The organism is Arthrobacter sp. RIT-PI-e (assembly GCF_001187915.1).
In the GTDB taxonomy this organism is placed as follows: domain Bacteria; phylum Actinomycetota; class Actinomycetes; order Actinomycetales; family Micrococcaceae; genus Arthrobacter_D.
Map to the genome: position 1 here is coordinate 15625 of NZ_LGIU01000056.1, position 23968 is coordinate 39592.

Annotated in this window: 21 protein-coding genes and 3 pseudogenes; 21 read left to right on the forward strand and 3 right to left on the reverse strand. The window is 71.0% G+C overall.

The genetic code is table 11. The features are described 5' to 3' along the window. Window positions 1-40: 40 nt before the first annotated feature. The 6 genes from dapA (at window position 41) to AC792_RS07835 (ending at window position 7259) form a co-directional block, all read left to right on the forward strand. Window positions 41-979 carry a 4-hydroxy-tetrahydrodipicolinate synthase gene (gene dapA / locus AC792_RS07810; protein WP_049829992.1) on the forward strand — a complete coding sequence of 313 codons (939 nt, stop codon included), beginning with the start codon at window positions 41-43 and terminating at the stop codon, window positions 977-979. Then, a complete protein-coding gene (locus AC792_RS07815; RefSeq protein WP_049829993.1) occupies window positions 976-2676 on the forward strand; it encodes a ribonuclease J in 1701 nt (566 codons plus the stop codon). Before dapA ends, AC792_RS07815 begins: the two co-directional genes overlap by 4 nt. A 49-nt stretch (window positions 2677-2725) precedes the next feature. Then, window positions 2726-5614: an FtsK/SpoIIIE family DNA translocase gene (locus AC792_RS07820; RefSeq protein ID WP_049829994.1), complete on the forward strand. Its 2889-nt coding sequence runs from the start codon at window positions 2726-2728 to the stop codon at window positions 5612-5614. 9 nt (window positions 5615-5623) lie between these two features. Beyond that, window positions 5624-6208, forward strand: coding sequence for a CDP-diacylglycerol--glycerol-3-phosphate 3-phosphatidyltransferase (pgsA, locus tag AC792_RS07825; protein ID WP_049829995.1), 585 nt, complete (start codon window positions 5624-5626; stop codon window positions 6206-6208). Then, entirely contained in the window at window positions 6205-6696 is a 492-nt protein-coding gene (locus AC792_RS07830) for a CinA family protein (RefSeq protein WP_049829996.1), read from the forward strand. The genes pgsA and AC792_RS07830 overlap by 4 nt, the downstream gene beginning before the upstream one ends. 122 nt (window positions 6697-6818) lie before the next feature. Further along, on the forward strand, window positions 6819-7259 hold the full coding sequence (locus AC792_RS07835; RefSeq protein WP_049829997.1) for a helix-turn-helix domain-containing protein: 441 nt from the start codon (window positions 6819-6821) through the stop codon (window positions 7257-7259). A 66-nt stretch (window positions 7260-7325) separates the two neighbouring features. Here AC792_RS07835 and AC792_RS07840 read toward each other — a convergent pair whose 3' ends face one another. Then, window positions 7326-7832, reverse strand: a complete 507-nt coding sequence (locus tag AC792_RS07840) for a MarR family winged helix-turn-helix transcriptional regulator (protein WP_049829998.1) — start codon at window positions 7830-7832, stop codon at window positions 7326-7328. A gap of 205 nt (window positions 7833-8037) precedes the next feature. Here AC792_RS07840 and AC792_RS07845 point away from each other — a divergent pair, with 205 nt between their 5' ends. From AC792_RS07845 to dapF, 6 genes and pseudogenes are all read left to right on the forward strand, one after another. Beyond that, the gene (locus tag AC792_RS07845; protein ID WP_049829999.1) at window positions 8038-8256 is read left to right on the forward strand and encodes a DUF3046 domain-containing protein; all 219 of its coding nucleotides are present in this window, start codon (window positions 8038-8040) and stop codon (window positions 8254-8256) included. 213 nt (window positions 8257-8469) lie between these two features. Beyond that, entirely contained in the window at window positions 8470-9513 is a 1044-nt protein-coding gene (gene recA, locus AC792_RS07850) for a recombinase RecA (protein WP_049830000.1), read from the forward strand. Window positions 9514-9809: 296 nt separating this feature from the next. Further along, window positions 9810-10424: a regulatory protein RecX gene (locus tag AC792_RS07855; RefSeq protein ID WP_049830001.1), complete on the forward strand. Its 615-nt coding sequence runs from the start codon at window positions 9810-9812 to the stop codon at window positions 10422-10424. A 68-nt stretch (window positions 10425-10492) separates the two neighbouring features. Next, entirely contained in the window at window positions 10493-12043 is a 1551-nt protein-coding gene (miaB, locus tag AC792_RS07860; protein WP_049830002.1) for a tRNA (N6-isopentenyl adenosine(37)-C2)-methylthiotransferase MiaB, read from the forward strand. Further along, the gene (gene miaA, locus AC792_RS07865) at window positions 12040-12951 is read left to right on the forward strand and encodes a tRNA (adenosine(37)-N6)-dimethylallyltransferase MiaA (protein ID WP_049830003.1); all 912 of its coding nucleotides are present in this window, start codon (window positions 12040-12042) and stop codon (window positions 12949-12951) included. The genes miaB and miaA overlap by 4 nt, the downstream gene beginning before the upstream one ends. A gap of 4 nt (window positions 12952-12955) precedes the next feature. Further along, window positions 12956-13912: pseudogene (dapF, locus tag AC792_RS07870) on the forward strand (diaminopimelate epimerase); the annotation flags it as partial. Between the two features lie 83 nt (window positions 13913-13995). Here the strand turns inward: dapF and AC792_RS07875 are convergent. Further along, window positions 13996-14603: pseudogene (locus AC792_RS07875) on the reverse strand (class I SAM-dependent methyltransferase). 122 nt (window positions 14604-14725) lie between these two features. Between AC792_RS07875 and hflX the strand changes: the two are divergent. Both hflX and AC792_RS07885 read left to right on the forward strand, forming a co-directional pair. After that, window positions 14726-16333, forward strand: coding sequence for a GTPase HflX (gene hflX, locus AC792_RS07880; RefSeq protein WP_049830004.1), 1608 nt, complete (start codon window positions 14726-14728; stop codon window positions 16331-16333). Continuing rightward, window positions 16326-18401, forward strand: coding sequence for an ATP-dependent DNA helicase (locus AC792_RS07885; RefSeq protein ID WP_082177572.1), 2076 nt, complete (start codon window positions 16326-16328; stop codon window positions 18399-18401). The genes hflX and AC792_RS07885 overlap by 8 nt, the downstream gene beginning before the upstream one ends. A 57-nt stretch (window positions 18402-18458) precedes the next feature. Here AC792_RS07885 and lexA read toward each other — a convergent pair whose 3' ends face one another. Next, a complete protein-coding gene (lexA, locus tag AC792_RS07890) occupies window positions 18459-19244 on the reverse strand; it encodes a transcriptional repressor LexA (protein WP_049830005.1) in 786 nt (261 codons plus the stop codon). Between the two features lie 318 nt (window positions 19245-19562). Between lexA and AC792_RS17745 the strand changes: the two genes are divergently transcribed. The 7 genes and pseudogenes from AC792_RS17745 to AC792_RS07920 all read left to right on the forward strand — a co-directional run. Beyond that, window positions 19563-20162 (forward strand): LysM peptidoglycan-binding domain-containing protein, encoded by a 600-nt coding sequence (locus tag AC792_RS17745; RefSeq protein WP_235436482.1) that lies wholly within the window; start codon window positions 19563-19565, stop codon window positions 20160-20162. A gap of 62 nt (window positions 20163-20224) precedes the next feature. After that, window positions 20225-21319 carry a histidinol-phosphate transaminase gene (locus AC792_RS07900; RefSeq protein ID WP_049830006.1) on the forward strand — a complete coding sequence of 365 codons (1095 nt, stop codon included), beginning with the start codon at window positions 20225-20227 and terminating at the stop codon, window positions 21317-21319. 145 nt (window positions 21320-21464) lie between these two features. After that, entirely contained in the window at window positions 21465-22082 is a 618-nt protein-coding gene (gene hisB, locus AC792_RS07905; RefSeq protein ID WP_049830007.1) for an imidazoleglycerol-phosphate dehydratase HisB, read from the forward strand. Then, a complete protein-coding gene (gene hisH / locus AC792_RS07910) occupies window positions 22079-22717 on the forward strand; it encodes an imidazole glycerol phosphate synthase subunit HisH (protein ID WP_049830008.1) in 639 nt (212 codons plus the stop codon). The genes hisB and hisH overlap by 4 nt, the downstream gene beginning before the upstream one ends. A 4-nt stretch (window positions 22718-22721) precedes the next feature. Beyond that, a complete protein-coding gene (locus tag AC792_RS17440) occupies window positions 22722-22880 on the forward strand; it encodes a hypothetical protein (protein ID WP_162838433.1) in 159 nt (52 codons plus the stop codon). A 47-nt stretch (window positions 22881-22927) separates the two neighbouring features. Continuing rightward, entirely contained in the window at window positions 22928-23680 is a 753-nt protein-coding gene (gene priA / locus AC792_RS07915; RefSeq protein ID WP_049830009.1) for a bifunctional 1-(5-phosphoribosyl)-5-((5-phosphoribosylamino)methylideneamino)imidazole-4-carboxamide isomerase/phosphoribosylanthranilate isomerase PriA, read from the forward strand. Next, window positions 23677-23968: pseudogene (locus tag AC792_RS07920) on the forward strand (SseB family protein); the annotation flags it as partial. The gene priA and the pseudogene AC792_RS07920, both read left to right, overlap by 4 nt.

Below are 23968 nucleotides of genomic sequence, written 5' to 3' on the forward strand. Positions count from 1 at the left end.
GCCCCCCGCCGCAGGGTGCGGACCGGGTAACGTTTCCTGCATGATCGACACCCCCTCACGCTCCCTCCCGTTCGGCACCCTCGTGGCCGCCCTGGTCACCCCGTTCACGCCCGACGGCGCCGTGGACCTTGAGGCCACCGCGCACCTCGCCACCAAGCTCGTGGACGACGGCTGCGACGGCCTGGTGGTCTCGGGCACCACGGGGGAGACCTCGACGCTCGAGGACTCGGAGAAGGAGGACCTCTTCCGGGTGGTCGCCGAGACCGTGGGCGACCGGGCGCGCGTGATCGCCGGTACCGGGACCAACCACACCTCGCACTCGGTGGAGATGGCCCGGCGTGCGGAGCGGGCCGGGGCCCACGCGCAGCTCGTCGTGACGCCGTACTACAACAAGCCGTCCCAGGCCGGGGTGGTGGCGCACTTCGAGGCGGTCGCGGCGGCCACGGAGTTGCCCATCATGGTCTACGACATCCCCGGACGGGCCGGCATCCCCATCGCCACCGACACGATGCTGCGCCTCGCGGAGCACCCGCGGATCCTGGCCCTCAAGGACGCGAAGGCCGACTTCGCCGCCGTCACCCGGGTCCTCGCGGCCACCGACCTCGACGTCTACTCGGGCGACGACGGCCTGACGCTGCCGTGGATGGCCGCGGGCGCCGTCGGGGTGGTCAGCGTCAGCGTGCACGTGGCCACGAAGGCGTTCCGGGCCCTGGTGGACGCCGCCGCGGCCGGGAACCTCGAGGAGGCGCGGCGGATCCACTTCCAGCTCGACCCGGTGGTCAGGGCGCTCATGACGCACCTCCAGGGCGCCGTCTCGGCCAAGCAGGTGCTGCACCTCCAGGGCGTGCTGCCCAGTCCCACCGTGCGCCTGCCGCTCGTGGAACCGGACGAGCAGGAACTCGCGCCGGTCCTCGCGGACCTGGCAGACGCCGGCAGCGTGCTCCCCGCCCTCGACGGCGGCCGGGGCGCCCGAGCATGAGTGAGGCGGCCGGGGTGGGCCCGGGACCCCGGGTTCTCCCTCCGGCCCTGGAGCCCGGCACGCTCCGGGTGATCCCGCTCGGCGGACTCGGCGAGATCGGCCGCAACATGGCCGTCTTCGAGATCGACGGCAAGCTCCTCATCGTGGACTGCGGTGTCCTGTTCCCCGAGGAGACGCAACCCGGGGTGGACCTGATCCTGCCGGACTTCTCCTCCATCGAGGACCGGCTCGACGACGTCGTGGGCCTGGTCCTGACCCACGGGCACGAGGACCACATCGGCGCCGTCCCGTACCTGCTGCGCCTGAAGGCGGACATCCCCCTCATCGGCTCCCAGTTCACCCTGGCCCTGGTGGAGGCGAAGCTACAGGAGCACCGTATCCGCCCGTACACGCTGACCGTCGCCGAGGGGCAGATCGAACGGCTCGGCCCGTTCGAGTGCGAGTTCGTGGCCGTGAACCACTCCATCCCCGATGCCCTCGCCGTGTTCATCCGCACGCGGGCCGGCACCGTCCTGCACACGGGCGACTTCAAGATGGACCAGTTGCCGCTCGACGGGCGCATCACGGACCTGCGCGCGTTCTCCCGGTTGGGCGAGGAGGGCGTGGACCTGTTCATGGTGGATTCCACCAACGCCGACGTCCCGGGCTTCACCACCTCCGAGCGGGAGATCGGCCCGGTGCTGGAGGATCTCTTCGGCCGGGTGCGCAAGCGCATCATCGTGGCGTCCTTCTCCTCGCACGTGCACCGGGTGCAGCAGGTGCTCGACGCCGCCTCCGCGCACGACCGCCTCGTGTGCTTCGTGGGACGGTCCATGGTGCGCAACATGGCCATCGCGGCGAAGCTCGGCTACCTGAAGGTGCCGGACGGCATCCTCGTGGACATCAAGAACGTCGACGACCTCCCGGACGACCGCGTGGTGCTCATGTCCACCGGTTCCCAGGGCGAGCCGATGGCGGCGCTCTCGCGCATGGCCAACAACGATCACCGCGTCCGCGTCGGCAAGGGCGACACCGTGATCCTCGCCTCCTCGCTCATCCCCGGTAACGAGAACGCCGTGTACCGCGTGATCAACGGGCTCCTGAAGCTCGGCGCGGACGTGATCCACAAGGGCAACGCGAAGGTGCACGTCTCCGGGCACGCCGCCGCGGGGGAGCTGCTCTACTGCTACAACATCCTCCGTCCGCGGAACGTCATGCCGGTGCACGGCGAGACACGGCACCTGATGGCCAACGCCGGGCTCGCCCGGCAGACCGGCGTGCCGGCGTCGAGCATCCTGCTCACCGAGGACGGCTCCGTGGTGGACCTGGTGGCCGGCCGGGCCCGCGTGGTCGGATCGATCGAGTGCGGGTACGTGTACGTGGACGGCTCGAGCGTCGGCAAGATCACGGACGCCGACCTCAAGGACCGCAGGACCCTCGGCGAGGAGGGCTTCATCTCCATCATCACGGTGGTGAACCGGACCACGGGGAAGATCGTCTCGGGTCCGGACATCAGTGCCCGGGGCTTCGCGGAGGACGACTCCGTGTTCGACGAGATCAGGCCCCGCATCGCCGAGGCCCTCGAGGAGGCGGTGCGGAACAACAGCGACCACACCGCGCACCAGCTGCAGCAGGTGGTGCGCCGCGTCATCGGTGCCTGGGTGAACCGCCGTCACCGCCGGCGCCCCATGATCATCCCCCTCGTCATCGAGGCCTGAGCCGGCCGGGTACGGCGGACCGGGGGCCGGGTCGGGTACCGTGAGGATCATGGCCACTCGAACGACCCCTGCCCCTGCGGGCCGGCAGAAGACCCGCGCCAAGGGCTCCTCGGCGGCCACCGGACCCGCCCCCACGAAGGCCTCGACGAGAGCTCCGGCGAAGACCTCGGGACGGGCCTCGGCCGCATCACGCCCGGCCGAGCCGGCACCGGAGTCCACGGACCGGCCGGCCCTGCCGCTGCGCGCCGTGCGGGGGGTCTGGATGGGCGTCGCGAAGCTCGTGGGGCCGGGGGTGCGGACCTTCGGGCACGGCGTCGACCCGGAACGCGAGGAGCGCCGTGACGGCTCCGGTCTCTTCCTCCTGCTGGTGGCCCTGGCCGTCGCCGCGGTCGAGTGGTGGGCGCTGACGGGCGTCCCCGCGGCCATCGTCCACGCCGCGGCGGGCGGCACGTTCGGGTGGATGGCGCCCCTGGTGCCGTTCATGCTCGCCATCGGGGCTGTCCGCCTCTTCCGTCACCCGGAACGGCACCGGTCCAACAACCGCATCGCGATCGGGCAGCTGGTCATCCTGTTCGCCGGATCGGGCATCGCGCACCTCGTGGGCGGTCGGCCCGTGCTGGCGGACGGGCTCGACGCCCTGTGGGAGGCCGGCGGCGTGGTGGGATTCCTCGTGGCCGGGCCGCTCGGCAGCGTCCTGACCGCGTGGCCGACGGGTCTGCTGCTCGCCCTGCTCGTGGTCCTCGGTCTGCTGATCGTGACGGCCACCCCGGTCCGCTCCGTCCCCTCGAGGATGCGGGCACTCTACGAGCACCTGATGGGACAGGACCCGGGGTCCGCGCAGCGGCACGACGAGGACGAGCACGACCAGAGCTACCTGGACGAGCCGCACGGCCCCACGGCCGCCGCGTCCGCACCGAATCGCCGCCGGCGGCGGTTCGGCAGGGCGAAGGACGAGGTGCCCGACGACGCCGAGCAGCACGCGTCCGAGGACGGGTACGTGGGCGACGAGGCGTTCGAGCGCGCACTGATCGAGGACGAGGAGCGCCGGGCCCGCGAGGCCGGTGCCCCGGCCCCCGCCGTTCCGCCGGGCGTACGCCGTCGGACCGAGCCGACCGGGCAGGAACCCGCCGCCGAGCAGCCCGGGCGTCCCCGGAGGCCCGGAACCGGCTCGCACGGGGTCGGGGATGCGCCGGAGCGGGTACCCGAGGGTGCCACGGAGGCCATCGACGTCGTACCGGCGGCCCCGCCGCCGATCGCGGCGCCCGCGCCCGTGCCCGTGCTGCCGCCGATCCCGCAGCGCACGGAGCAGCTGCAGCTCGCCGGTGACGTCGCCTACACCCTGCCGTCGGCGGACTACCTGCCCGCGGGCACCCCGCCCAAGGAGCGGTCCGAGGCCAACGACGCCGTCGTCGCCGCGCTCACCCACACCCTGGACCAGTTCAATGTGGATGCGAAGGTCACCGGTTTCTCGCGGGGCCCCACCGTCACGCGCTACGAGATCGAACTGGCCCCCGGTACCAAGGTGGAGCGGGTCACGGCGCTGTCCAAGAACATCTCCTACGCCGTGGCGAGCTCCGACGTCCGGATCCTCTCACCCATCCCGGGCAAGTCCGCCATCGGGATCGAGATCCCCAACACGGACCGCGAGACGGTCTCCCTCGGCGACGTGCTGCGCTCGGGCAACGCCCGGAAGACCGATCACCCGATGGTGATGGGGGTGGGCAAGGACGTGGAGGGCGGCTTCGTGGTCGCGAACCTCGCCAAGATGCCGCACCTGCTCGTCGCGGGTGCCACGGGTGCCGGCAAGTCCTCCTTCGTGAACTCCATGATCACCTCCATCCTCATGCGCTCCACCCCGGACGAGGTCCGCATGGTCATGGTGGATCCCAAGCGCGTGGAGCTCACCGCCTACGAGGGGGTCCCGCACCTCATCACGCCCATCATCACGAACCCCAAGAAGGCCGCCGAGGCCCTCCAGTGGGTGGTGCGCGAGATGGACACGCGGTACGACGACCTCGCGAACTACGGCTTCAAGCACATCGACGACTTCAACAAGGCCGTGCGGAACGGCAAGGTGGTGCCGCCCGAGGGTTCCAAGCGGATCGTGCGGCCCTACCCCTACCTGCTCGTGATCGTGGACGAGCTCGCCGATCTCATGATGGTGGCACCGCGCGACGTCGAGGACTCGATCGTCCGCATCACCCAGCTCGCACGTGCCGCAGGGATCCACCTGGTCCTCGCCACGCAGCGGCCCTCGGTCGACGTCGTCACCGGCCTCATCAAGGCCAACGTCCCCTCCCGCATGGCGTTCGCGACGTCGTCGGTCACGGACTCCCGCGTGGTCCTGGACCAGCCCGGCGCCGAGAAGCTGATCGGGCAGGGCGATGCCCTGTTCCTGCCCATGGGCGCCTCCAAGCCGATGCGCGTCCAGGGTGCCTGGGTGACCGAGTCCGAGATCCACCGCGTGGTGGAGCACGTCAAGGCGCAGCTGGGTGCGGTGTACCGCGAGGACGTCGCCGTGGACGCGCCGAAGAAGCAGATCGACGACGACATCGGGGACGATCTCGACGTGCTGCTCCAGGCCACCGAGCTCGTGGTGACCACGCAGTTCGGCTCCACCTCGATGCTCCAGCGCAAACTGCGGGTGGGCTTCGCGAAGGCCGGCCGGCTCATGGACCTGCTCGAGTCCCGCGGGGTGGTCGGCCCCTCCGAGGGGTCGAAGGCCCGCGACGTACTGGTGAAGCCGGACGATCTTGCCCCCGTGCTCGCGGCCATGCGCGGGGACGAACAGCCCGCACGCACCGGGCGGGCGCAGGAGCCGGTGGATCTCGTCGCGGAGGACCTCGCCGCACGTCCGCAGGCCGTGGACCACCACGACGGTACGGACGGGTCCGAGGACGACGACGGCGACGACGCCTGGAACCTCACCGGCAGGTAGCCTGACACCGTGAGTACCTCCCCGAGCCCGGCCGTGCCCGTCCTGAACATCGCCAACGTCCTGACGGTGGTCCGCATCCTGCTCGTGCCGTTCTTCGTCTGGTTCCTGCTCCTGGACGACGCCCGCGGCGGGCTCTTCCGCTGGCTGGCGATCCTCACCTTCGTGGTGGCCATCTACACGGACAAGCTCGACGGCGATCTCGCACGCAGCCGGGGACTCATCACCGACTTCGGCAAGATCGCCGACCCGATCGCAGACAAGCTGCTCATCGGCTCCGCCCTCGTACTGCTGTCGGTGCTCGGTGAGCTGTGGTGGTGGGTCACCGTCGTCATCCTCGTCCGGGAGCTCGGCATCACGCTGCTGCGCTTCGCGGTGATCCGCTACGGGGTCATGCCGGCCTCGCGCGGCGGCAAGCTGAAGACCGTGGTCCAGACCCTGGCGATCTTCCTGTTCCTCCTCCCGCTCGAGGCGCTCGGCACGTGGGCCTGGCTCGTCGGCGCCGCGGTGATGGGTGCCGCCGTCGTGATCACCCTGGTCACCGGGGCGGACTACGTGGTGCAGGCAATCCGGCTGCGTGCGAGGTCCCGCGCGTGACGGACCTCGCGACGGAGGTGATCGCCCGTGCGGCGGCCGACGGCGTCACGATCGCCACGGCGGAGTCCCTGACCGCGGGCCTGGTCGCCGCCGCCCTGGCGGACGTCCCCGGAGCCTCCTCCGTGCTCCAGGGCGGCATAGTCGCCTACCAGCGATCGGTCAAGCAGAATCTGCTGGGCGTGGACGCGGCACTGCTCGCCGGCGCGGGAGCGGTCGATCCGCGGGTCGCCGCAGCCATGGCAGAGGGTGCCCGGACGGCCCTGGGCGCCGACGTCGGTCTCGCGACCACCGGCGTCGCCGGCCCGTCGGCCCACGAGGGAAAGCCCGTGGGCACGGTGTTCACGGCCGTTTCCACCGCCCGACGCACCCTGACCACCGAGCACCGCTTCGCCGGGGACCGGGAGGCGGTCCGGGCCGCTTCCCGCGATGCGGTGCTCGCCGAGGTGCTCGAGGAGCTCACGCGGGGAACAAACAGGTCCGAAGGGTAGTTATAAACAAAGCCGGCCGTTGGTAGGGTTGGCGGATCGGGCTCGAACAACCGGGCAGGTCACCATTTCCGCAGCGCATCGTCGATGTCCTGCCGCACTCATGAGGGAGCAAGGCGATACAGATGGTAAAGCAGCCCGTATCCGTGAACGGCGTCGTCCGTTGGCGCGATGTGGGGTTGGCGGATGATGCACAGCGCAAGCCCAAGGAGCGCAAGATGGTGGTTCTCCGCCATGAGATCGGTGACGTCCTGCGGGACGTGCGCCAGCGCCAGGGCCGAACCCTGCGAGAGGTGTCGCACAGTGCGAGGGTCTCCCTCGGATACCTCAGCGAGGTGGAGCGTGGTCAGAAGGAAGCATCCTCTGAACTCCTCTCATCGATCTGCAGTGCACTCGAGGTACCACTCTCCTCGATGCTGCGGGAAGTCAGCGACCGCCTCGCAGAAGCAGAAGGCGTCTCCGTACCGGACACCGTCCCCCAGGAACTCTCCAGGGAGTTCGGCGACGACCTCGGCGAGGACCTCACCGAGGACTTCCGCCGGGGGTTCGCGGCGACGAACCGCTGAGACCCGGATCCCCACGTCCTCCGTGGAAGGCCCGTCCCGTCCCGGGGCGGGCCTTTCGCCGTGTGGTTACCAGTGGTCCCTGGTGTAGGTGTCGTTCAGCTGGGCGATGAGGGTGCCGAGCCGCGTGAGGTCCACCACGTCCCAGTCCTCCATCAGTTCGTGGAAGGCCTGCTTGCGTGCGGTCTGGGCGGCCACCAGCTGACGCGTGCCGGCCTCGGTCAGGGAGATGGCCTGCGCCCGACCATCGAGGGGGTCCGCCTCCTTCTGTACCAGCCCGAGCTGCTCCAGCATCGCGATCTGCCGACTCACCGACGGCTTCCCCACACCGACGCTCGCGGCGATGTCCGTGAGGCGCAACGACCCCTCGCGCTGCAGGATCACGAGGAGCCCGTAGGCGGCAGGCTCCATGTCCGGGTGGACGCGGCGCGCCACCTTGTACGAGTTGGACCTCGCACGGCGCCACAGCATGCTCAGCTGCTGCTCCAGCGCCTCGATGGCCGCATCGGTGTCCGCATCGACGCCCGGGTGGGGGAGGTCCCGGCCCGGTCCGGTGGTGCTCGGGTTGGCAGTCATGCGCCAATTGTAGGGTTCTGTGCCCGATCGGCCAGTACGCGCCGCGCACCGGGCCCCGCCCACCGCGGGAACCCCGGGCAGCTCCTTCGCCGGACGGGCGGGCCACCTCCGCCTGATCGGCCCGCCCGGGTGCGGCGCATGATGGAGTGGGAGGGCCGGCCGGAGGTACCTGCCGGCACGGATGCACGAGAGGACGGCGGCACGGATGCGACGCAGTGATTTCTGGCGACTGATGGACGACGAGTTCGGTGAGCGGTACTCGAGGTCGCTGGCCCGGGACCTCGTGATGGATCGGCTGGGGAACCGGACGGCCACCGAGGCGCTGGACGACGGCCTGGAGCCCCGAAGGGTGTGGGAGGCCGTGTGCCGGGCCCAGGACGTCCCGACGGAGCGCTGGCTGGGCCGTGACATCGAGCCGCGGTGAGAGCGCTGCCGGACCGGGCCGGACGAGCTCCGGAACACGCGGCACAGCGCAGGATTAATCGAATATCTGTTCGGTCGGCGCTACACTGGGACCGGTGGTGCCACCCTCTTGTGCACATAGCGGCGGCCCTTCCTCAAAGTGTCGGCGCAGGCGAATACAGTCGAGATCGAACACGTCCACGGGCCGATCGGCCATGAACAACAGAGGTGAAGAATGGCCGCTCCAGACCGCGAGAAAGCCCTAGAAGCTGCTCTCGCCCAGATCGACAAGCAGTACGGCAAGGGCTCCGTCATGCGTCTCGGCGACGAGACACGTGCACCCATCGAGACCATCTCCACCAGCTCGATCGCGCTGGATGCCGCGCTCGGCATCGGCGGGCTCCCACGGGGTCGCGTCGTGGAGATCTACGGCCCGGAGTCCTCGGGCAAGACCACCGTGGCACTGCACGCGGTGGCGAGCGCCCAGCGCAACGGTGGTATCGCGGCCTTCATCGACGCCGAGCACGCCCTGGACCCCGAGTACGCGAAGAAGCTCGGTGTGGACACGGACGCACTGCTCGTGTCCCAGCCTGACACTGGTGAGCAGGCCCTCGAGATCATGGACATGCTGGTCGGATCCGGCTCCATCGACATCGTCGTCATCGACTCCGTCGCCGCCCTCGTGCCACGGGCGGAGATCGAGGGCGAGATGGGAGACAGCCATGTGGGTCTGCAGGCCCGCCTGATGAGTCAGGCGCTCCGGAAGATCACCGGTCGCCTCAGCCAGACCAAGACCACGGCCATCTTCATCAACCAGCTGCGCGAGAAGATCGGTGTCTTCTTCGGCAGCCCGGAGACGACCACGGGTGGCAAGGCCCTGAAGTTCTACGCCTCGGTGCGCATCGACGTACGGCGCATCGAGACGCTCAAGGAGGGCGTGAACCCCGTGGGTAACCGCACGCGGGCCAAGATCGTCAAGAACAAGATGGCTCCGCCCTTCAAGCAGGCCGAGTTCGACATCCTCTATGGGCACGGCATCTCCCGCGAGGGCGGGCTGATCGACGTCGGGGTGGAGAACGCCCTGGTCAAGAAGTCGGGTGCCTGGTTCACCTACGACGGTGACCAGCTCGGACAGGGTAAGGAGAACGCCCGCAAGTTCCTGATCGACAACCCGGACCTCGCGGACGAGCTCGAGCAGAAGATCCGGGTCAAGCTGGGCATCGGTGTCCAGCCGGAGGAAGCCGAGGAGCCGAAGCTCAAGGCCGTCAGCGGGGAGTAGGAGCGGTGGTGCCGGCAGGCCCGCCCGATCCGATCGACTGGGGCACCTCGTTCGGCCGGTCGGCAGGCATTCCTGATCCGCTCCCCGAGGAGCTCGCCGATGATGCCCCTGCGCGGCAGGACCGCTCCGGTGGTGGCAGGTCGGGCGGCGGTACATCGGGCAGTGGAGCGAGGCGCCCGCGTGGCGGTGGGAAACCGGGCGGTGGCGGAACCCGCACGACGTCCGGCGGCGGATCGGGGTGGGGCCGGGGCACGCGTCCAGGCGGCTCCGCCCCGTCCGTCTCCCCGTTCGGACCGGTGGTCGGGACGTCCGCCGACAGCGCCCCGTCCCAGGACGCAGAGCCGGGCCCCGAGCCCGATCCGCGGGAACCGCCGAGAAGTCAGGAGGAGTGGTCCTCCGAGGCCCGGTCCGTCCTGCTGCGTCAGCTCGCCCTGGCCCCGAGGAGTCGCAGGCAGCTCGCGTCCAAACTGGCCGAGCGGGACGTCCCGGTCGACGTCGCGGACGCCCTGCTCGATCGGTTCGAGGAGGTGAAGCTCATCGACGACGCCGAGTTCTCCCGCATGTGGGTCCGCAGCCGGGCCGAGGGAAAGTCCCTCTCCCGTTCCGTCCTGCGCCGGGAGCTCGCCGACAAGGGCATCGACGCGGACCTGGCCGAGACCGCACTGCTGCAGCTCACGGATGACGACGAGTACGAACGGGCCCGGGAGCTGGTGCGTCGCAGGGCGCGCAGCGGCGTGGACCCGGCCGACCGGCAGGCGCGCGACAAGGAAGTGAGACGGCTGGTCGGGATGCTCGCACGCAAGGGCTACGGACCGGGCATGGGATTCTCCGTCGTCCGGGACGTCCTCGCGGAGCGGGAGTCCGACGATGTCGACGGTCCCGACGCCCTCCTAGAGGATCCCGGGACCTGACAAGCAGCGGACCGTCCGGAGCGGTCCGGATTGTGGGCGCCCACGCAGGCCGCCGTACCCTTGGGACCGTGAGTACGACACTTCCGGTCCCCCTCGGAGAACCCAGCAGCAGCGCACGGTACACACCCGGCGGTGACGACGCCCGCACCTACGAGGTGCGGACGTTCGGCTGCCAGATGAACGTGCACGACTCCGAGCGCATCTCGGGCCTGCTCGAGGACGCGGGACTGACCGCCGTGGAGGACGGGCAGGCGGACGTGGTGGTGTTCAACACCTGCGCCGTCCGTGAGAACGCGGACAACAAGCTGTACGGCAACCTCGGCATGCTCAAGGCGGTCAAGGAGACCCGGCCGGGGATGCAGATCGCCGTGGGCGGGTGCCTCGCCCAGAAGGACCGCGAGACCATCCTGCGCAAGGCCCCCTGGGTGGACGCCGTCTTCGGCACCCACAACATCGGGGCGCTGCCCGCACTCCTGCAGCGGGCACGGCACAACCAGGAGGCCCAGCTCGAGATCCTCGAGGCGCTCGACGTGTTCCCGTCCACCCTCCCCACCCGCCGCGAGTCGGTGTACGCGGGGTGGGTGTCCGTCTCCGTGGGCTGCAACAACACCTGCACGTTCTGCATCGTGCCCTCGCTGCGGGGCAAGGAGCGCGACCGCCGCCCGGGGGAGATCCTCGCCGAGATCGAGGCGCTCGTGGCCGACGGCGCGGTGGAGGTCACGCTGCTGGGTCAGAACGTCAACTCCTACGGCGTGGAGTTCGGTGATCGCGGTGCCTTCGCCAAGCTGCTCCGCGCCTGCGGGTCCGTCGCCGGTCTCGAGCGGGTGCGCTTCACCAGCCCGCACCCGGCAGCCTTCACGGACGACGTGATCGACGCCATGGCGGAGACGCCGAACGTGATGCCGCAGCTGCACATGCCGCTGCAGTCCGGTTCGGACAAGGTGCTCAAGGACATGCGGCGGTCCTACCGGTCCGCGCGCTTCCTCGGCATCCTCGAGCGGGTCCGCGAGCGCATGCCGCACGCCGCCATCTCCACGGACATCATCGTCGGTTTCCCCGGCGAGACGGAGGAGGACTTCCGGGCCACGCTCGACGTCGTCGAACGTTCGCGTTTCGCCACCGCCTTCACCTTCCAGTACTCGAAGCGGCCGGGCACCCCCGCGGCGGAGCTGCCGGACCAGGTGCCGAAGGCGGTGGTGCAGGAGCGGTTCGAACGGCTGACGGCGCTGCAGGACAGGATCGCCCGCGAGGAGAACGCGCGGCAGGTCGGCACCCTCGTCGAGGTCCTCGTGACCGATCAGCAGGGGCGGAAGGGCGGTGAGACGCACCGTCTCACCGGAAGGGCCCGCGACCAGCGCCTGGTCCACTTCTCGGTCCCCGAGGGTGCGCAGACGCCCCGGCCGGGGGACTTCGTGGGTCTGCCAATCACCGAGGCGGCCTCGTTCCATCTGCTCTCGGACCCGGCACCGGACGAGTACGCCCTCCGCCGGTCGCGGGCCGGTGACGCGTGGGACCGCAGCCAGGCGGATTCCTGCGGTGTGCCGACGATCGTGGACGGCGCACCGCGTGCGGTGTCACTGGGCATGCCCTCCCTGCCGGTACGGACGCCCGGCCGTTGACCTCGCCCGTGCTCGCAGTGGTGGGGCCCACCGGCTCGGGCAAGTCGGCCGTGGGGATCGCACTGGCACAGCGGCTGGACGGCGAGGTGGTGAACGCCGACGCCCTGCAGTTCTACCGGGGTATGGACATCGGCACGGCGAAGCTCCGCGAGGACGAACGCGGAGGTGTCCCGCACCACCTGCTGGACACGCTGGAGGTGACCGAGGAGGCGAGTGTCGCCGCGTACCAGGCGCAGGCCCGCGGTGTCATCGAGGAGATCAGGGGGCGCGGCCGGGTGCCCGTGCTCGTGGGTGGTTCGGGACTGTACGTGCGGGCGGTGCTGGACGAACTCGAGTTCCCGCCCACCGACCCCGCGGTGCGCGCCCGGCTCGAGGCCGAGCTGGGGGCGGACGGCAGCCAGGCGCTCCGGGAGCGGCTCCGCGCCGTGGACCCCGTGTCGGCGGAGCGGATCGACGACGACCGCCGGCTGGTACGGGCACTGGAGGTGTTCGAGGCGAGCGGCCGACCCTTCAGCGCCTTCATGCCGCAGCGGATCTACCACCGGCCGGCGGTGCAGCTGGGACTCCGGGTGGACCGGGAGACACTGCGGGCGAGGCTCGCCGACCGGGTGCACGCCATGGTCCGGGCGGGCCTCGCGGACGAGGTACGACGATTGGACGGTCGGGGTCTGCGGAACGGGAGGACGGCCTCGCGGGCGCTCGGGTACGGCCAGTTCCTGCAGGTGCTCGACGGCGTGCTGAGCGAGGAGGCGGCCGTCGAGGACACCATCGCGGCGCCCCGGCGCTTCGCCCGCCGTCAGCTGACCTGGTTCCGCGCCGACCCGAGGGTCCACTGGCTCGACGTCGACGGGCCGGGGCCCCCCGAGCGGGCACTCGACACCGTCGCGCAGCAGGTCCCCCTATCCTAGGACGGTGACCGATACCACCGCCGCCGCGTCCGTGCCTGCTCCCTCCTCCACCGCCGGGGGAGCCGGGAGAGCCGGGGATCTCTCCTTCACCAAGGGCCACGGGACCGGCAACGACTTCGTGCTCGTCCTGGACCCGGAGGGCACCGGACCGGCGGACCCCGCGTTCGTCGCATCCGTCTGCGATCGGCACCGGGGGGTCGGCGCCGACGGCTACATCCGGGCCGTCCGCTCCGCCGCCCTCCCCGAGGGCAGGGCGCTGCTGCAGACCGAGCCCGACGCCGAGTGGTTCATGGACTACCGCAACGCCGACGGCTCCCTGTCCGAGATGTGCGGCAACGGCGTACGGGTCTTCGCCCACTACCTCCTCGCCCAGGGGGTAGCGGAGCTGCCCGAGGGCGGTGGGCTGGCGATCGGTACCCGCGCCGGCGTCAAGCGGGTGACCCGTTCGGGGGACGGCTACGCGGTGGACATGGGGCCCTGGGAATTCGTGTTCCCGGAGGCCGCCCTGGCACGGGGGACGGACTCCCTCGTGGACATCGGTGGGCTCGCCGTCGACCGGCCCGCGCTGTCCGTCAGCATGGGCAATCCCCACACGGTGGTGGCGCTCGCCGAGTACGCCGGGCTGGAGCGCAGCGAGCTCCCCCGCCCGCCCGCCGTCCGGCCGCTGCCGCCCGAGGGCACCAATGTGGAGCTCGTGGTGCCGGCGGATCCGCTGGTGGGTGACGACGGCGTGGGGCGGCTGACCCTGCGCGTGCACGAGCGCGGGGTCGGCGAGACGCAGTCCTGCGGAACCGGGGCCTGTGCGGCGGCCGCCGCCACCCGGTACTGGGCCGGTGGCGGCGCCCCCTCACGGTGGCTGGTGACGGTCCCCGGCGGGGTGGTGGGCGTGACGTTCTTCGCCGGTCCTGAAGGCCGCGAGCACGTCCAGCTCAGCGGTCCCGCCGTCCTCGTGGCGGACGGCGTCCCGCGCCGGGCCCGATCCTGCGCCGGGCCCGGTCCGCGCCGACCGCGCCTCGCGCACCCGCGGACCGGGGGTGGCTCCGGTCAGGAGGCGCGGTGCACCTCGAGGATCCGGAAGGACTTGGAGGTCTCGGCGCGGCGTACGGAGAAGTCCTCCGGCAGGGTCTCGGCGAGCCACCGCTGCAGCGAATCCGCTCCGAGGTTCTTCTGCACCACCAGCCAGGCCCGGCCTCCCCGGGCCAGGCGCGGCACCCAGCGCAGCAGCAGCGCGTGCAGCTCGGGTTTGCCGATCCGGATCGGCGGGTTCGACCAGATCGTGTCGAACTCCTGTTCCGCCCCCACGGCGTCCGGCGTCGTCGCCGTGATGTTCCCAAGGCCCAGGAGGGCCGCGTTCTCGGTGGTGACGGCGATGCACCGTTCGTTCACGTCCACGGCGAGGACCTCGGCGTCGGGGGCCCGCAGTGGAGGGTGAGCGCGATCGGCCCCCAGCCGCACCCGATGTCCAGCAGGCGCCTGCCCTCGGGACCAGGGACCGCGTCCAGCAGGATCGCCGTCCCCTTGTCCACGCCGTCGGGGCTGAACAGCCCGGACGCGGTGACCAGTTGCCGGCGGGATCCGTCCAGGACCACGGACAGGGGTCGGCGGGTTTCCGGTCCGGCGGGCTGGGCGCTGAAATAGTGCGAGGACTCCATGCTGGAAGCCTAGTCGCCGGAGTGCGGAGGCCTGTCCGGCGAGGGGTTTTCGCGCTGGGAGAATACGCTGGAGAGCGTCACCGGGCCGCCGTAGGATGAAGGACCATCCAGCTAGGGAGACCATGACCACGAACAACGGACGCCCCACCGGACCCGACATGGGGCCGGAGGAGATCCAGGCCGTCATCGACCGCATCCTCGCCAGCGACGAAGCTGCCAGCGCGAAGACCGCCGCACCGGACCACGTTCCCGCGGCGGAACCGGCAGGGGGAGCGTCGGACGAGGCAGCGCCGACCGAGAGGACCTGGCGCTCACGGGCCCTGGCGCTCTCACGAGATGCGCAACCCTCGGACTCCGACGGCGACCAGCAGGACCTCGCCGAACGTCGGGCACTGCGCCGTGTGGCCGGGCTGTCCACTGAGCTCGAGGACGTCACGGAGGTCGAGTACCGGCAGCTCCGGCTCGAGCGGGTGGTCCTCGCCGGCCTGTGGAGCGAGGGTACGGCACAGGACGCCGAGAACTCCCTCCAGGAACTCGCGGCCCTCGCCGAGACCGCCGGCTCGGAGGTGCTCGACGGCATGGTGCAGCGCCGTCTCAAGCCCGATCCGGGCACGTTCCTGGGATCGGGCAAGGCCCAGGAACTCAAGAGCGTGGTGCAGGCCACCGGGGCGGACACCGTGATCGTGGACAGCGAGCTCTCGCCGTCCCAGCGTCGTGGCCTCGAGGACATCGTGAAGGTCAAGGTCATCGACCGCACCGCACTGATCCTCGACATCTTCGCCCAGCACGCCAAGTCGCGCGAGGGCAAGGCCCAGGTGGAACTCGCGCAGCTCGAGTACCTCCTCCCGCGTCTTCGCGGCTGGGGCGAGTCGATGTCCCGTCAGGCCGGTGGGCAGGTCGGTAGCGCGAGCGCCGGCATGGGCTCGCGCGGACCGGGTGAGACGAAGATCGAGCTCGATCGACGCAAGATCCGCACCCGCATGGCCAAGTTGCGTCGCGAGATCGCCGGGATGAAGCCGGCGCGTGACACCAAGCGCTCCAACCGACGCCGCAACCAGGTTCCCTCGGTGGCGATCGCCGGGTACACCAACGCCGGGAAGTCGTCCCTGCTGAACCGGCTCACCGATGCCGGGGTCCTCGTCGAGAACGCGCTCTTCGCCACGCTGGACCCGACGATTAGGAAGGCGGAGACGCCGGACGGCATCGGGTACACCCTCGCGGACACGGTGGGGTTCGTCCGCTCCCTGCCCACCCAGCTGGTCGAGGCGTTCCGCTCCACCCTCGAGGAGGTCGCGGACGCCGATCTGATCCTGCACGTGGTGGACGCCTCCCACCCGGACCCGGAGGGCCAGATCGCCGCCGTCCGCTCCGTCCTCACCGATGTCGATGCCCGCAAGGTGCCGGAGATCATCGTGCTGAACAAGGCCGACGCCGCAGATCCATTCGTGATCGAGCGCCTGCGCCAGCGCGAGCCCCGCACCGTGGTGGTCTCCGCCCGCACGGGCGCCGGTCTCACCGAGCTGCGGCAGCTCATCAGCACGAGCATCCCGCGACCCGGCGTCAAGCTCGATCTCATGGTCCCCTACGCCCACGGCGAGGTGGTCAGCCGCCTCCACGAGGAGGACGCCGAGATCCTCGGCATCGAGCACGTGGGCGAGGGGACGAGACTCGAGGTGATGGTCCGCGAGGGCCTGGCAGCCGAGCTGGAGCCGTATCTCCGGCATGAGTGAGCGTACGGGGTCCGGCGCCGCACCTCCGGCGCCGGACTCCCCGGAGGCCCGGCAGGCGCTCCAGCTGCTCGACGCCGCCGTGGAGGCGATGGGCGGTGAGGCGCGTGCCGGTCAGCACGAGATGGTCCGTCAGGTCAGCGAGTCGATCCGGTCGCGGGAGCACCTCCTGGTGCAGGCCGGAACCGGTACCGGGAAGTCCCTGGCCTACCTCGTGCCCCTCATCTCCCACGCGATGGAGAGCGAGCGCCCCTCGATCGTCTCCACCGCCACGCTCGCGCTGCAGGCGCAGATCATGGGTCGGGATCTTCCCCGGCTCCTCGAGGCGCTGCAGCCGCGGCTCGAGCGTCCGGTGGACATCGCGCTCCTCAAGGGCAGGTCCAACTACGTGTGCCTGCACAAGACCGGGGGAGGGTTCCCCCAGGACGAGGCGGTGGCCGACACCCTGTTCAGCCTCGGTGAGGACGCGGCACCGCATCCGGCCCCGGCGGTGCAGGCCGGCGCACCGGCCTCGGCCCTGGGCCGGGAGGTGGTCCGACTGCGCGCGTGGGCCGAGGAGACCGACACGGGCGACCGCGACGAGCTCGTGCCCGGCGTCAGTGACCGCGCCTGGCGCCAGGTGTCCGTCTCCAGCATGGACTGCCTCGGTGCTGCCCGTTGCCCGGTGGCGCAGGAATGCTTCAGCGAGAGGGCGAGGTCCGCGGCGGCCGACGCCGACATCGTCGTCACGAACCACGCGATGCTCGCGATCAGCGCCTTCGAGGGGATCTCGGTGCTCCCCGAGTACGACGTCGTGGTGATCGACGAGGCACACGAACTCCACGACCGCGTCACCGGCGCCGTGTCGGGCCAGCTGTCCGCCTCGATGGTGACCGCCGCGGCAGCGGCCCTGCGGCGCCACGCCTCGATCAGTCCCTCCGCCCTCGAGACGGCCGCCGATGCCCTCGAGGCCGCGTCCGAGCTGGTGCCCACGGGGCTGGTACCCTCCTCGACCATGCCCGAGGACCTCGAGCTCGCCCTCACCCAGGTCCGGGACGCGGCACGTGCGGCGCTCTCGGACACGCGGTCGGAGGGGAAGTCCGAGGCCGACGCCGACGGCGGCCGCCAGCAGGCCCGTTCGCGTACCTCGCAGGTGTTCGAGCTCGCCGAGCGGATCCTGGCCGCCGCGGACATGAAGGAGGTGGTCTGGGCCTCGAGGGCCGGCACGTTCACCTCCGGGTCGGGCTACTCGCAGCCGGACGAGTCGGCGCCCGCGACCCTGAGCGTGGCCCCGCTGTCCGTCGCCGGCAGACTGCGGGAGGGACTGTTCGAGGACCACACGGTGGTGCTCACCTCGGCGACGCTCGCGATCGGCGCCGAGTTCGGTCCGGTGGCCGGGTCCCTGGGTCTCAGCGGTACCGGCGCCCCGGCCTGGACCGGCGTGGACGTGGGGAGCCCCTTCGACTACCCGCGACAGGGTGTCCTCTACGTGGCGAAGGACCTCCCGAAGCCGGAGCGTGGGACCTCCGACGCCCAGCTGCAGGAACTGCTGGGCCTGCTCCAGGCCTCCCGGGGCGGGGCGCTCGGCCTGTTCTCCTCGAAGCGGGCGGCGGAGGAGGCCGCGGAGGCGCTGCGGCCGGAGGTGGATTTCGAGATCCTGTGCCAGGGCGAGTCCTCGCTGAGCGCGCTCGTCACACAGTTCGCGGAGGAGCCCGACACCTGCCTGTTCGGCACCATGTCGCTCTGGCAGGGCGTGGACGTCCCGGGGCAGTCGTGCCGGCTCGTGGTGATCGACCGCATCCCGTTCCCGCGCCCGGACGATCCGCTGATGACCGCTCGTACACGGGAGGTGGCCCGCAACGGCGGCAACGGTTTCATGAGCATCTCGGCCACGCACGCCGCCGTGCGGCTCGCGCAGGGCGCAGGGCGTCTGATCAGGACCACGGGGGACCGCGGGGTGGTGGCCGTCCTGGACAGCCGCCTCGCGAACGCCCGCTACGGGGGATTCCTCCGTGCGGCGCTGCCCCCGTTCTGGGCCACCACGGACCGGGAGACGGTGACGGGGATCCTGCACCGGCTGTCCACGGACTGACCGACGTACCGGTGCGGTCGAGTCCCGGCAGGGGGCGGCACGCCGGCCCCGCCCGGATCAGAGCGAGCGCATCACCGAGACGACCCGGCCCATGATGCTGGCGTGGTCTCCGAGGATCGGTTCGTACCGCGTGTTCTGGGGAAGCAGCCAGGTGTGGCCGTCACGCTGACGGAAGGTCTTGACGGTCGCCTCGTCGTCGAGCAGCGCCGCCACGATGTCCCCGTTCTGCGCGCTCTGCTGACGCCTGACCACCACCCAGTCGCCGTCGCAGATCGCGGCATCCACCATGGAGTCACCGGCCACCCTGAGCATGAACAGGTCCCCGTGGCCCACGAGCTGACGGGGCAGGGCCATCATGTCCTCCACCTGCTGGTCCGCGAGGATGGGGCCACCTGCCGCGATGCGTCCCACGAGCGGAACCAGCGCCGTGTCCACGGCGAGCTGGTGCTCCGACGTCCTGCCGCGCGGCGAGGACTGCGTCCCGCCCGTCGCGTGGGGTTCCCCCGCAGGGGCGAGGGTGAGGGGAAGAAGCACCTCCATGGCGCGCGGACGCTTCGGGTCGCGGCGGAGGTACCCGAGCCGCTCCAGCTGGGAGAGCTGGTGCGTGACGCTCGAGAGACTCGCGAGTCCCACGGTGTCGCCGATCTCCCGCATGGAGGGCGGGTACCCGTTGTCGGCGATCGACTGCTGGATGGTCTCGAGGATCCTCAGCTGGCGCGCGGTGAGCCCCTTCGACGCGGACCGGCCGCGGGGTCTGCCCCGACCGGCAGGGAGGGTGCTCGCCTGCGCGGACGTGCCGGCCGTGGTCGGGTCCTGCTGCTCGGCCGGTAGTGCTTCCGCCACTGGTGCGCCTTTCGTTCGACGTCGTCCCTCCACCCGGTGCATCCCTGACCGCCGGGGATCCGGCAGTCGAAGTGTCGGTGGCAGGTGATTGTGTGATGTTCGCAGCAGCGGCCCGGCCGCACCGGGGGACGGGCGACGGCGGAACCGGACTACCGTCCCCACGCTAGGCCAGGATCACGCGGTTTTCAAACATATGTTCGACCGAGTCTCGACAGTGATCGTCCATCAGTGCTAGAAATGAGTCCGGAAGAAATAGAACACGTGTTCTAAAGCAGCTTCCTGAACGGGTTGATCGTTCGAAGGAAAAGAGGTAGATCGATGGCACATGCAGTAGTTCTCGGGCAGGTGACCGCGGATCCCGCGTCGGTGATCACACGCCAGGAAGCGCACCTCCGCCTCGTCCGGGCGTCCTGGGCGGCGGCCAACGGGCTGTCACGCCCCATCGGCACTCCGATCGGGGGCACGCGGGAGTCCACGACCGCAGCGGGATCCACGGTCGTCTGGTCCTCCGCCCTGCGGCGCGATCGCCCCTCCTCGTCCGCCACCGTGGGCCCTGACGCCTTCCACCCGACCCGGGCGGGGGCGACGAACTCGTCCACGACGACCAACTCGTCCATGACACTGCCCCGCCGCGGTCGCTTCCTCCTGATCGGCCTTCCCCTCGCCCTGGGGGTCATCGCCCTGATCCTGCTGGGCGCATTCCTGACGTCGCAGGCGCAGGCGGGTGACGACACGCCGGTCTCCACGGTCACCCTGGAGGTGAGTGTGACCCCGGGGGAGACGCTGTGGGACCTCGCGGTCCGGCACTCCCCGGACCGCGACCCGCGCGTGGTGGTCGCCGAGATGGTGGAGCTCAACGATCTGCACACCTCGATCGTCCAGGCCGGTCAGCGCCTCCTGGTCCCGGTGGGACACTGACCTCCCCGGGGAACCGGTACCGCTCGTTGGTCCACACCCGACCGCTCCGTTAAGCTCGGTGGGTGCCCTCTCCCTCCGACGCCCTCGCCGACCTGCCCCTGCGTGACGACCTCGTGGGCCTGCAGCCCTACGGCGCACCGCAGCTCGACGTACCCGTCCTCCTGAACGTCAACGAGAACACCTTCGGTGTGCCGGCGGACGTCCACGCGGCGATCGTGGCAGCGGTGGCGGAGGCCGCGACCGGGTTGAACCGCTACCCGGACCGCGAGTTCGGCGAGCTGCGGCGGAATCTGGCGGACTACCTCGGCCACGGGCTGGTCCCCGATCAGCTGTGGGCCGCGAACGGGTCCAACGAGGTGATGCAGCAGCTCCTGCAGGCCTTCGGGGGTCCGGGGCGGACGGCGATCGGGTTCCCTCCCACCTACTCGATGTACCCGCTGCTCGCGAGCGGTACGGGGACCCGGTACGTCACCGCACCGCGGGGCGCGGCATACACCATGACGCCCGGGGACACCGCCCGGGAGGTCCGGGAGTCGGGCGCCAACATCGTCTTCCTGTGCTCACCCAACAACCCCACCGGCACGGCCCTGGACCTCGAGGTGGTCGAGGCGGCCTACGAGGCCGGCGAGCAGGCCCGGGCGATCGTCATCGTCGACGAGGCCTACGGCGAGTTCACCCAGGACGGCACGCCGAGCGCCCTGACCCTCCTCCCGGGACGGCCGCGACTGGTGGTGTCACGCACCATGAGCAAGGCCTTCGCCCTCGCGGGGGCGAGGCTCGGGTACCTGGCCGCGGCACCGGAGATCGCCGACCCGCTCCGCCTCATCCGGTTGCCGTACCACCTCTCGGCCGTCACACAGGCGGTGGCGAACGCGGCCCTGACCCACGCGGGGACACTGCTGTCCAACGTGGAGGCCATCAAGGTGCAGCGCGACCGGATCGTGCGGGAGCTGGAGGCCCTGGGCCTCTCGCCGGCGCCGTCGGACGCGAACTTCGTCTTCTTCACGGGACTGGAGGATCCCCGGCGGATCTGGGAGGGGCTCCTCGAGGCGGGCGTGCTCATCCGCGACGTCGGTATCCCCGGGTCCCTGCGCGTGACCGCCGGCACCGAGCAGGAGACCACCCTGTTCCTGTCCACCCTGCGCGACCTGCTCTGACTCCCCAGCGGGACTCCGGGGAGGAACCCGAGGGTGGTTCCTCCTAGACTGGGACGGTGGTCCTCCCGCAGGCCCGCTCCCCATCCAGCACGGACCCCCGGGGCCGATCGATGCCCGGCCCCGTGCCGTGCACAGAAGGAATGCCATGACAGTAGACGCCGTACGTGCGCGCACCGCCCGGATCGAGCGGGTCACCAGCGAGTCCAGCGTGCTCGTGGAGCTGGACCTCGACGGGACGGGCGCCTCGAGCATCGACACCTCGGTGCCCTTCTACGACCACATGCTCACCGCCCTGTCCAAGCATTCGCTCATCGACCTCACCGTCACGTCCTCCGGGGACACCCACATCGACGTGCACCACACCGTGGAGGACACCGCCATCGCGATCGGGGAGGCCCTCCGGATCGCGCTGGGCACCAAGGCGGGGATCCGTCGCTTCGGGTCCGCCTCGGTGCCGCTCGACGAGGCGCTGGCCTCGGCCGTGGTGGACATCTCCGGACGCCCGTTCATCGTGCACGGCGGTGAACCCGCGGGGCAGGAGTACCACCTGATCGGGGGTCACTTCACGGGCTCGCTTACGCGCCACGTCCTGGAGGCGATCGCCCTGCACGCCCAGATCTGCCTCCACGTCACGGTGCTGGCCGGGCGCGACCCCCACCACATCGTCGAAGCACAGTTCAAGGCCCTCGCCCGGGCACTGCGGGAAGCAGTGGAGTCCGATCCGAGGGTGGAGGGCATCCCCTCCACGAAGGGAGCACTGTGAGCAATCGCACCGTCACCGTCCTCGACTACGGATCGGGCAACGTACGCTCCGTGGTGCGTGCGCTCGAGCACGTGGGTGCCGACGTCACCCTCAGTGCCGATCCCGACGACGTCCTCACCGCCGACGGCCTCCTGGTGCCCGGCGTCGGTGCCTTCGCCGCGGTCATGAAGGGCCTGAAGGACGTGGACGCGCTGCGCATGATCGGCCGGCGGGTGGCCGGTGGCCGCCCGGTGCTCGGCATCTGCGTGGGGCTGCAGATCCTCTTCGACGAGGGGGTGGAGCACGGCGTCCGGGCGCCCGGGATGGGTGAATGGCCGGGAACCGTGGAGCGGCTGAAGGCCGAGGTGGTGCCGCACATGGGATGGAACACCGTGACCCCGCCGGAGGACACCGTGCTGTTCGACGGCCTCCGGGACGAGCGTTTCTACTTCGTCCACTCCTACGGCGTGCAGGACTGGTCCTTCGACGTCACGCAGCCGGCCATGAAGCCACCGCAGGTGACCTGGTCCGACCACGGGGGGCCGTTCATCGCCGCCGTGGAGAACGGCCCGCTGACCGCGACCCAGTTCCACCCCGAGAAGTCCGGCGACGCGGGCGCCCAGCTGCTCCGGAACTGGATCGGCAGTCTGCGGTGAGCAGGTGCTGAGCCTCGTCCTCATGGGGGCCGCAGGGCTCCTCATCGGTGGTGCCTTCTCCCTCCGCGGGCAGGACTTCCCGCGCTGGGTCTGGATCGCCTTCCTGGTGCTCGCCGGGCTCTCCCTCCTGGCGGCCTACCTCTTCACCCTTCCCGGCGAGTAGCCGGTACACCTTCCACCGCGGCGCCGCCGCCCACCCGAAAGCAGATCATGAGCCCCTTCTCCGATTCACCTTCCCTCGAGCTCCTTCCCGCGGTGGACGTCGCGGACGGCCAGGCGGTGCGCCTGGTCCAGGGCGAGGCCGGCAGCGAGACCGGGTACGGGGACCCCCTCGACGCGGCCCTCGCCTGGCAGGAGGCCGGGGCCGAGTGGGTGCACCTGGTGGACCTCGACGCGGCCTTCGGTCGCGGGTCCAACCGCCACCTCCTCGAGCGCGTGGTCCGCCGGCTGGACATCAAGGTGGAGCTCTCCGGCGGCATCCGTGACGACGCCTCGCTGGAGGCCGCCCTCGAACTCGGGGCCACCCGGGTCAACCTCGGCACCGCGGCCCTGGAGAACCCGGAGTGGACCGAGCACGTGATCGCCCGCCACGGCGACGCCGTCGCCGTCGGCCTCGACGTACGCGGCACCACCCTCGCCGCCCGCGGCTGGACCGAGGAGGGCGGCGATCTGTGGGAGGTGCTGCAGCGCCTGGAGAACGCCGGGTGCGCCCGGTACGTGGTCACGGACGTGACGAAGGACGGCACGCTGAAGGGCCCGAACGTGTCACTGCTGCGCGAGGTGCTCGCGCGGACCGCCCGGCCCGTCGTGGCCTCCGGCGGCATCTCCAGCCTCGAGGACATCGCAGCCCTGCGGGAGCTGGTACCGCACGGACTCGAGGGTGCGATCGTGGGCAAGGCACTCTACGCGGGGGCGTTCACGCTGCCTCAGGCGCTGGACGTGGCGGGACAGCCCGAGGCGTGAGCGGACGGCAGCTCCCCGCCCACATCGCGGCGGCGCTGGCGGGCAACGCGCGGAATCTCACCGACTCCGCGGGGCAGGCGTGGGCCGGTCGGGACCTCTCCGGACCGGACAACCCGCTCCATGCCTTCGACGACGACGACGGCGCTGCGGACGCCGGTCTCGCCGCCGCCGTCGGGCGGTTGCGCGAGGACGCGGCCTCGCCGGGGCCCGGCGAGCGCGGCGTCGTGGAGGCGCTGGCCGCGGCGAGGGTGTTCATCCCCGTCGTCGCGGAGCTGGCCCAGCCGGAAC